The 9555-nt window shown below is 74.2% G+C and carries 9 protein-coding genes; 5 read left to right on the plus strand and 4 right to left on the minus strand.

Features of this window, described 5'->3' with window-relative positions:
* The coding region (locus HUW36_RS17900; protein ID WP_174529222.1) for an ATP-binding protein at nucleotides 1–2025 on the minus strand (2025 nt) is incomplete at its 3' end.
* 272 nt (nucleotides 2026–2297) lie between these two features.
* Nucleotides 2298–2528 (minus strand): DUF2188 domain-containing protein, encoded by a 231-nt coding sequence (locus tag HUW36_RS17905; RefSeq protein ID WP_089154306.1) that lies wholly within the window; start codon nucleotides 2526–2528, stop codon nucleotides 2298–2300.
* Nucleotides 2529–2633: 105 nt separating this feature from the next.
* Here HUW36_RS17905 and HUW36_RS17910 point away from each other — a divergent pair, with 105 nt between their 5' ends.
* Complete coding sequence (locus tag HUW36_RS17910) at nucleotides 2634–3503, plus strand: LLM class F420-dependent oxidoreductase (protein WP_174529223.1); 870 nt, start codon at nucleotides 2634–2636, stop codon at nucleotides 3501–3503.
* 54 nt (nucleotides 3504–3557) lie between these two features.
* Here the strand turns inward: HUW36_RS17910 and HUW36_RS17915 are convergent, their stop codons facing one another.
* Nucleotides 3558–3965 (minus strand): OsmC family protein, encoded by a 408-nt coding sequence (locus tag HUW36_RS17915; protein ID WP_174529224.1) that lies wholly within the window; start codon nucleotides 3963–3965, stop codon nucleotides 3558–3560.
* Between the two features lie 454 nt (nucleotides 3966–4419).
* Here HUW36_RS17915 and HUW36_RS17920 point away from each other — a divergent pair, with 454 nt between their 5' ends.
* Together HUW36_RS17920 and HUW36_RS17925 are read left to right on the plus strand one after the other, a co-directional pair.
* Nucleotides 4420–5472, plus strand: coding sequence for a S1 family peptidase (locus HUW36_RS17920; protein WP_174529225.1), 1053 nt, complete (start codon nucleotides 4420–4422; stop codon nucleotides 5470–5472).
* Between the two features lie 184 nt (nucleotides 5473–5656).
* Nucleotides 5657–6313 carry an SAM-dependent methyltransferase gene (locus HUW36_RS17925; RefSeq protein ID WP_174529226.1) on the plus strand — a complete coding sequence of 219 codons (657 nt, stop codon included), beginning with the start codon at nucleotides 5657–5659 and terminating at the stop codon, nucleotides 6311–6313.
* A 41-nt stretch (nucleotides 6314–6354) separates the two neighbouring features.
* Here the strand turns inward: HUW36_RS17925 and HUW36_RS17930 are convergent, their stop codons facing one another.
* Nucleotides 6355–7554, minus strand: coding sequence for a sugar efflux transporter (locus HUW36_RS17930; protein ID WP_174529227.1), 1200 nt, complete (start codon nucleotides 7552–7554; stop codon nucleotides 6355–6357).
* A 99-nt stretch (nucleotides 7555–7653) separates the two neighbouring features.
* Between HUW36_RS17930 and HUW36_RS17935 the strand changes: the two genes are divergently transcribed.
* Complete coding sequence (locus tag HUW36_RS17935) at nucleotides 7654–8955, plus strand: DUF1800 domain-containing protein (protein ID WP_174529228.1); 1302 nt, start codon at nucleotides 7654–7656, stop codon at nucleotides 8953–8955.
* A gap of 12 nt (nucleotides 8956–8967) precedes the next feature.
* Nucleotides 8968–9555 (plus strand): DUF1501 domain-containing protein (locus HUW36_RS17940; protein ID WP_174529229.1); only part of this gene is annotated, 588 nt, incomplete at its 3' end.

Genomic DNA, 9555 nt, shown 5'->3' on the forward strand with positions numbered 1-9555 from the left:
CAGCTCGACCGCCGGTTCGGCCGGCCCGGCGGCGGCCTCGGTGCCCTCCTCGGCCACCGGCTCCAGCCGCAGCAGCGGCGCGCCGGCCTCGACCTGGGTGCCCACCGCGACGGCGGACTCCTTCAGGCGGGCCCGGAACGGCGCCCGCAGCACCGTCTCCATCTTCATCGCCTCGAGCACCAGCACCGGTGCCCCGGCCTCGACCTCCGCGCCGATCTCCAGCGGGGTGGCGACGACGAGCGCGGGCATGGGGGAGCGGACCACGCCGCCCTCGTCCCGGCTGACCCGGTGGGTCACGCCGTCGACCTCGACCAGGTGGACCGGGCCGTGGGTGCCGGTGAGCAGCCGGTAGCGGACGCCGTTGACGGCGATCTGCCCGGTGTGCCTGTCGAACCGGTCCAGCTCCACGTCGGCGGTCCGCACGTCGGCGCCGGCCTCGATGCCGACCCGGAACCGGTGCGCCCCGACCCGGGCCACCCGCATCCGGTAGGTCACGCCGCGCAGCTTCAGGTCCAGTGGCCGGCCGCTGCGGTGCTGCACCTGCGGCCGTCCACCGGCCGCCGTGGAGAGCAGCCGCTGCCGCTCGGCGCGCTCGTCCTCCTCGTACGCCTCGATCGCGGCGGCGGCCAGCGCCACCGCGGAGTGCCGGTGCGCGACCAGCCGGCCCTCGCCCCGGACCCGGTCGATCCAGCCGGTGTCCGCGCTGGCGTCGATCACCTCGGGCTGGTCGAGCAGGTCGAGCACGAAGCTCTTGTTCGTCGCCCCGCCCTCGATCACCACGGTGGTGTTCGCCATCGCCCGCCGCAGCCGGCCCAGCGCCTCGTCCCGGTCCCGCCCGTACGCGATGATCTTGGCGATCATGGAGTCGAAGTCGGCGGGGATGGTGTCGCCCTCGCTGACCCCGGTGTCGACCCGGATGCCCGGCCCGGCGGGCAGGTCCAGCCGGGTGATCCGGCCGGGGGAGGGGGCGAAGTCGCGGTCCGGGTCCTCGGCGTTGAGTCGCGCCTCGATCGCGTGCCCGCGCTCGGCCGGCGGCGTGCCGGTGAGCCGGCCACCGCCGGCCACGTGCAGCTGCGCCTTGACCAGGTCGAAACCGGTGGTGGCCTCGGTGATCGGGTGCTCCACCTGGAGCCGGGTGTTGACCTCCAGGAAGGCGAACATCCGGTCGCCGGGGTGGTAGAGGAACTCGACGGTGGCCGCGCCCCGGTAGCCGACCCGCACGGCCAGCCGCTCCGCCGACGCCTTCAGCTCGGCGGCCTGCTCCGGGCTCAGCACCGGCGAGGCCGACTCCTCGATCACCTTCTGGTTGCGTCGCTGCACCGAGCAGTCCCGCACGCCGAGCGCCCACGCGGTGCCCTGCCCGTCGGCGATCACCTGCACCTCGACGTGGCGGGCCCCGGTGACCAGGCGCTCCAGGAACACCACGCCGCTGCCGAACGCGCGGGCCGCCTCCTGGCTGGTGCGCTCGTACGCGTCGGTCAGCTCGGCGTCGCTGCGGACCACCCGGATGCCGCGTCCGCCGCCGCCCGCGGTCGCCTTGAGCATCAGCGGGTAGCCGATCTCGGCCGCCGCGGCCACGGCCGCGTCGAGGCTCTCCACCGCGCCCCGGCTCCACGGCGCGACCGGCACGCCGACCTCCTCGGCGATCAGCTTCGCGCCGATCTTGTCGCCGAGCTGGCGCATGGCGTCCGGGCTCGGGCCGACGAAGGTGACCCCGACCTTCTCGCACAGTTCGGCGAAGGCCGGGTCCTCGGCCACGAAGCCCCAGCCGACCCACGCGGCGTCCGCGCGGGTCTCCACCAGCGCGCGCTCCAACGCCTTCAGGTCCAGGTACGGGCGGGCCGACGCGGGCCCCAGGTCGTAGGCGACGTCCGCCTCCCGCACGAAGGTGGCGGTGCGGTCGACGTCGGTGTACAGCGCGACGGTCTCGATCCGGCTGCCGGTCTCCGCGGCCAGTTCCCGGACCGCGTGGATGAGCCGCATGGCGGCCTCACCACGGTTGACGATGGCGACACGGGTGAACACGTGACCGTCCCCTTCGGTTGACCCACGGTGTGGCGCCGGGTGGCGGCGATGCCTCCGGCTTGCCTCACCTTTCCGTCTGTCATCCGGTGGCGCCATGTCGTAACCGCCGAAGCCTGAGCGGGCGCCGTTGTAGGAACCGAACAAAACTTTTTAGCCAGCAGGCCACAACCAGGAGACCTTCCCGCAGCGCGCACAGCGCCGGACCCGAGCGGGTCCGGCGCCGTGCGGCGTGTTCAGGGGGGATCCAGCGCCGTCCGGCGCCTTGAAGGGGGTCAGCCCGGGATCTCGCGGGGGTCGCGGCTGCGGGGGTACGTGTTCTTCTCGCCGATCGTGCCGTCCTGCTTCTTGATCACGTGCTCGGTGCCGCGCTCGGCCGCCATCTCCCGGCCGGCCGCCTCGGCCTCCGCCTTCGTGTCGTGCCGGCTGCTCGCCCGCTCGTTGCCCTCCGGGCGGTTCTTCCACTGCCCGTCCTGCTGGTAGGTGTCGATGTCACCCTTGGCCATGTCGTCAGCTCCCTCGGCATCCGTGGTCGATGACAAATGTCTGCCCCTGCGCGGGGCGCGCTAATCCTGCCGTCGCCTCCTAGGCTCGACGTGGAGGTGCCGACGATGAAGCTCGGACTGCACTACTGGACCTACTCCACCCCGGCCGACCCGGCCGCGATCGCCCCGACGCTTGCCGAGACGGCCACCCTCGCCGAGCAGGCCGGCGTCGCGTCGTTCACGGTGATGGACCACTACTTCCAGATGGAGGCGATGGCGCCGGCGAGCGAGCCGATGCTGGAGGCGTACACGACGCTCGGTTACGTCGCGGCGCTGACCCGGCGGATGACGCTCGGCGTGCTGGTCACCGGCGTGATGTACCGCTACCCGGGGCTGCTCGCCAAGATCGTCTCCACGCTCGACGTGCTCTCCGGCGGCCGGGCCCGCCTCGGCATCGGCGCCTCCTGGTACGAGCGGGAGCAGCGCGGCCTGGGCGTGCCCGTGGTGCCGGTGGCGGAACGGTTCGAGCGGCTGGAGGAGACGCTGCGGATCTGCAAGCAGATGTGGAGCGACGACGACGGGCCGTTCGAGGGCCGGCACCACCGACTCGCCGAGACGCTCAACTCGCCGCAGCCGCTGCGCCGTCCGCACCCGCCGATCATGGTCGGCGGGGGCGGGGAGAAGAAGACGTTGCTGCTGGTGGCGCGGTACGCCGACGCCTGCAACCTGTTCGGCACCGGGCCGGAGGACGTCGCGCGCAAGCTCGACGTGCTGCGGGCGCACTGCGCCGCCGAGGGGCGCGACTACGACACCGTCGAGAAGACGGTGTTGGTCACCCGGCCGCCGCTCGACGACGTCGACGCGTTCCTCGCCGACGTGGCCGCGTACGCGCGACTCGGGGTGACCGAGGTGCAGACCATGCCGGACCGGCACCCGGTGGAGTTCACCCGGCGGCTCGCCGACGAGGTCCTGCCGAGGCTGGCCACGATCGGCTGACCCGGAGGCGGAGCGCGCGGCGGTCGGTCCGGTGGGCCCCGTCGTCGCCCGTGCTCAGGCGACGTCGACGGTGACCGTCGGTCCCGCGCTCAGCGTGTTGTGCACCGTGCAGTGCGACGCCACCGCCAGCAGTGCCTGGGTGCGGGCCGCCGGGAAGCCGTCCGGCAGTCGTAGCGACAGTCGCACCTCGTGGACCCGAGCCGGCCGGTCGTCGGCCATCCGGTAGCTGACGGAGACCCCCAGCCCGTCCCGGTCCACGCCGTGCCGGGTGAGGTACCGCCCGGCGTAGAAGGCCACGCAGGTGGCCAGCGACGCCACGAACAGCTCCGTCGGTGTCGGCGCGGTGTCGTCGCCGCCCGCCTCCGCCGGCTGGTCCACCCGCATCCGGTGCCCCCGCACCGTGAACTCGTACGCCTCGCCGGCCGTCCAGCCGACGTCCACGGTGCCGACCTGCCCGCTCATCCTCGTCGCCCCCTTGCCTCGCACCGATTCCAGTCAACATCCACCGGCGCGCGCCGGGCGATGTGCCGATCGGCCCTGATCGGGGGACCTTGAGCCTCGGCGTGGAGTGGCGAAGCGGAATCACCCGTAGTCGATCGACGGCAATTTTCCGATGTCGATCCTGTCTCGCCATCTGGTCGGCGGTCCCATTTCCGGCTCGGTGGAGGCCGTTGCTGATCGCGTTACTGACCAGTAAGGACGCGCGTGAATACCGCCAATCGCCTGAGTTGCCGCCGATCGGGCCTTCGGGATCCAAGCTCTGAGATCCGACCCGATCGGCGCAACTGGAACTCTTGCCCTCAATGACAAACGTGTGACAACTTCGATGAGCCCGATCGGCCGAGCCTCACCGGCCGAACGGCTGCCCGGGGCTGCCCGAAAGGGCTGCCCGCGCTCAGCTCCAGGAGGTATCCACATGCGACTCTCCGGGTCTCCGCGGCGTCACGCCACCGCCCTCACGGTGGCCGGCGCGCTTGTCGTCGGCGCACTGGCCGGCGCACCGGCGCACGCCGCACCCGGGACGTCCGCGTCCCCCGAACAGGCCACCGCGCTCGCCGCCGCACTCGGCGACCGCTCCGCCGGCACGTACGCCGAGGCCGGCGGCGCGATGGTGGTCACGGTGACCGACGACGCCGCGGCCCGCAAGGTCCGCGCGGCCGGCGCCACCCCCAAGCTCGTCACCCGAGGCGCGGACGACCTGGCCCGCGCCACCACCGCCCTCGAGAAGTCGGCCCGCATCCCCGGCACCGCCTGGTGGACCGACCCGGCGACCAACCAGGTCGTCGTCTCCGTGGACAGCACCGTCACCGGCGCGAAGCTGGAGCGGGTGACCGCCGTCGCCCGCCGGCTGGACGGCACCGTCCGGATCGAGCGCGAGGCCGGCACGCTGAGCACCCGCGCCGCCGGCGGCGAGGCCATCTACGCCGAGGGCGGCGGTCGCTGCTCGCTCGGCTTCAACGTGCGCAGCGGCTCGACGTACTACTTCCTGACCGCCGGGCACTGCACCGCAATCGCCGCGAACTGGTATGCCGACTCCGGCCAGAGCAGCCAGCTCGGCACCGGGGGCACCGGCAGTTTCCCGGGCAACGACTACGGCATCGTGCAGCACACGAACGCCGGCGCGGCCGAGGGGAGCGTCTCCCTCTACAACGGCGGCAAGCAGGCCATCACCGGCGCGGCGGACGCCTTCGTCGGGCAGTCGGTGCAGCGCTCGGGCAGCACCACCGGTCTGCACGGCGGCACGGTGGAGGCGCTCGACGCCACGGTGAACTACGCCGAGGGCAGCGTCTCCGGCCTGATCCGCACCACGGTCTGCGCGGAGCCGGGCGACAGCGGCGGCTCGCTGTTCAGCGGCAGCAGCGCGGTCGGCCTGACCTCCGGCGGCAACGGCGACTGCTCCTCGGGCGGGACGACCTACTTCCAGCCGGTCACCGAGGCGCTCGGCGTCTACGGGGTGGAGCTCGTCTGAGCGAGCGCACACGGGACGGGTCACCGGGCGACCGGTGGCCCGTCCCGCATGTGCGGTGGTCTGCCCGAGGCGGCGGCCGGGCCAGGCGTTTTGCCGGAACGGCAAGGATCCTTGCTGTCCTGCTTGCGGCCGGGGCACGATGGCGGCGCCGGGACGGGGGCGCCCGGCGGCGAAGGAGGCAGGCATGACCGCGCACCACCAGGAACACCACCGGAACCCGCCGGCGGACACGGACCCGGCCCGGTTCTGGGACGAGCGCTACGGGCAGTCGGACCGGATCTGGAGCGGCCGGGTGAACCCGGTCCTCGCCGAGGTGGCCGCCGATCTGCCGCCGGGCACGGTGCTCGACCTGGGCTGCGGCGAGGGCGGGGACGCGATCTGGCTGGCCGCCCGGGGCTGGCGGGTCACCGCCGTGGACGTCTCGTCCGTCGCGCTGGACCGGCTCGCGGTGGAGGCCGAGCGGGCCGGCGTGGCCGAGCGGGTCACCACCCTGCGGCACGACGTGACCGAGGGCTTCCCGCCCGGCCGGTTCGACCTGGTGTCGGCGCAGTTCTTCCAGTCGCCACTGGTCCTGCCCCGGGAGAAGGTGCTGCCCCCGGCCGCCGCGGCGGTCGCGCCGGGTGGCCGGCTGCTCGTGGTCGAGCACGGCGCGCCGCCGCCCTGGTCCGGGCTCGACCCGGACGATCCGCGCTTCGCCACCCCGGAGGAGATCCTGGCCGCCGTGGCCCTCGATCCGGACGGCTGGGAGATCGAGCGGCTGGGCGCGGCGCGGCGCATCGCCAGCCACGACGGTCACACGGGCGAGTTGGTCGACCACGTCGTCCTGGCCCGTCGTCGCTGACCGCCCGCCTGTCCTGTCGGGGCCGCTCCGGCGGGGAACCGTCAGGCCCGAACCGGCGGGCGGGGACGGGTCAGCAGCAGGACCAGCAGGCCGAGCGCGCACGACGCCGCGCTCATCCCGTACGCCCAGCGGTAGCCGATCTGCGCGGCGATCCCGAGCAGCGGACCGGCGAGCATGGCGCCGATCGGGAACGAGTTGGTGAACAGCGTGGTCGCCCGGCCGGGCTGGCCGGGCAGCAGGTCCTGCACGTAGGTGATGGCGACGCCGGACACCGCGGCGATGAACACCGCGTTGACCGGCTGCGCCAGCAGCAGCACCGCGACGGTCGGTGCGGCGGCGGCGACCGCGTAGTAGGCGACGCCGCAGCCGGCGCCGAGCAGGATCAGCGTGCGCAGCCGGACCCGTGCGGTCAACACGCCCAGCCCGAGCATCAGCGGGATCTCCAACGCGGCGCACAGGCCCAGCACGAGCCCGGCGTCGGCCGGGTCGCCGCCCAGGTCACCGCCGATGAACAGCGGCATCGCCTGCACGCCGAGCGTCATCGGGCACTGCACCAGGACGAAGGCGACCACGGTGAACGCCAGCCGCCACCGCGACGCGCCGGGCACGTCGACGCCGGGGGCGTCGGCCGCCGGTCGGGTCGGGACGGGCAACTCCTCCAACCGGAACGCGGCCAGCAGCGCCGCCGCCGCGTAGAGGCCGGCCGCGACACCGTAGACCAGCCGGAAGCCGCCGACCGAGAGCAGCACCGCGGCCAACGCCGGGCCGGCCACCCAGGCCAGCGAGAACACGGTACGCAGCACGCTGATGCCCAGGGCCGCCCGGCCCGGACTGTCCCGGTCCAGGAGTTGGCGGGCGTAGGCGAACGACTGCGGGAACAGCGAGTTGGCGAGCGCGACGGCGGTCGCGGTCAGCCCCAGCAGGACCCAGTAGTCGCGGACGAACGCGGTCAGGCCGGCGCCCACCATCCCGGCCAGCGCCGCGCCGACGAGCAGCCGGCGACGGATCGCCCGCCGGTCCGACAGGCGACCGACGAGCGTGGAGACCACGACGCCGGACAGCGGCGCGACGACCAGGAACGCGGTCACCCGCAGCGGGTCCGCGCCGACCTCGCGGTCGAGGAACAGCGACAGGAACGGCAGCACCACGGCGACGGACAGGCCGACGCTGAGGAACATCAGCGCCAGGGGAAGCAGCCGGAGGCGGCCGGCGCGTGCCGCCGGCCTGGTGTCCACAGCCATGCGGCGGACTGTACGCCGCACCGGTGACAGCCCTTTTCGCACGCGACCCGCACGGCGCCCTTACCGTCCTCGAACATGCCCCGGCTAGCGTCGGCGCACATGACGGAACGGGAAGCGGTGGCACATTTGCTGCGGCGGGCGACGTTCGGACCGACCGCCGACGAGGTGGACGCCGCCGAACGGGCCGGGTTCGCCGCCACCCTCGACCGGCTGCTCGACCCCGCCGGAGCGGACCGGGGCGCGGCGGCCACCCCGCCGCCGGACCTCGGCCCGGACCCGGCGGCGGCGCTCGACAAGGGCGCCACGCGCGAGCAGCGTCAGCAGGCCAACCGCCGGCGCCGCGAGCAGGCGACCACGCTGACCGACTGGTGGTTGGCGCGGATGGTCGCCGCCGAGCACCAGTGCGACGAGAAGCTGCTGTTCTTCTGGCACGGGCACTGGGCGACGAGCGTGCGGAAGGTGCGCTCCGCGCCGCTGATGCTGCGCCAGCTGGAGACGCTGCGCCGGCTCGGTCGCGGGCCGCTGCCCCCGCTGGTGGACGCCATGGTGCGCGACCCGGCGCTGATCGTCTGGCTCGACGGCCAGCAGAACACCCGACAGGCGCCGAACGAGAACCTGGCCCGGGAACTGATGGAGCTGTTCACACTCGGCATCGGTGGTGGCTACGGCGAGACCGACGTGAAGGAGGGCGCGCGGGCGCTGACCGGGTGGACGGTGGACCGGCGTACCGGGGTAGCCCGCTTCGTGCCCCGCCGGCACGACCCGGGCGACAAGACGATCCTCGGCCGCAGCGCCGCCTTCGACGCCGGCTCGTACGCCGCGTTGCTCGCCGGCCTTCCGGAGACCTCCCGGTTCGTGGCCGGCCGGCTCTGGTTCCGCTACGCCGGCGCGCAGGTGCCCGCGCCGGCGGACCTCGCCGGCCCGGACACCGTCGGCACCCTGCGCCGGATCTTCACCGCACCGACGTTCGCGCAGACCCGGGACACGCTTGTCAAACAGCCCGTCGAGTGGTTGGTCGGCGCGGCCCGGCAGCTCGGTGTCCGGCCGTCGGCGCTGCCCGAGGCGGGGCGGCGCCGGCTCCTGGCCGGGCTGAACGCCCTGGACCAGGTACCGCTGCGCCCGCCGAGTGTCGGCGGTTGGCCCGCCGGCACGGCGTGGCTGACCACGTCGTCCCTGCAGGCCCGGCTGCGGGTGGCCGACCACCTGGCCGCCGTCGCCGATCCGGCGGTGCTGTCCCGGGTCGCCGCCGCGCCCCCGGCCGGTCGACCCGATGCCCTGGCCCGACTGCTGGTGGTCGACGGGTGGAGCGACCGCACCCGGGCGGCCCTGACCCCGCTGGCCGGGCAACCGCGCCGGCTGCTGGTGGCCGCGTTGGTCAGTCCCGAGTACGCGGTCAGTTGAGAGGAGCGAGACGTGGACGTCCTCACCCGACGGCGGTTCCTGGTGGCAAGTGGCGTGGTCGGTGCGACCGCCCTGGCCGGCGGCGCCGCCGCGTACCGCCTCAGCGACCTGCTCGCCACCGCCGGCGACCGGGACCCGCAGGCCCGCACGCTGGTCCTGGTCACGCTGTACGGCGGCAACGACGGCCTGAACACGGTCGTTCCGTACGCCGACCCCGCCTACCGGGACGCGCGACCCGACCTGGCGTACGCGGCCGAGGAGGTGCTCCGGCTCGACGACGGCGTCGGCCTCAACCCGGCGCTTCCCGGCCTGCACCGCGCGTACGGCGCGGGCCGGCTGGCCGTGGTCCGGGGCGTCGGCTACCCGAAGCCGGACCGCAGCCACTTCCGGTCCATGGACATCTGGCACACCGCCCAGCCCGACCGGCCCGGCACCACCGGCTGGCTCGGCCGCTGGCTGGACCGGGCCGGCGGCGATCCCCGGCTCGCCGTCTCGTTCGAGCCCGCACTCCCGCCACTGCTGGCCGGCGAACGCGGGGCCGGGGCGTCGGTGCCGGTGACGGACCGGGAGACCGCCCCGCGGCTCGACGCGGAGACGCTC

The sequence above is a fragment of the Micromonospora maritima genome, from assembly GCF_902825405.1.
Lineage (GTDB): Bacteria > Actinomycetota > Actinomycetes > Mycobacteriales > Micromonosporaceae > Micromonospora > Micromonospora maritima.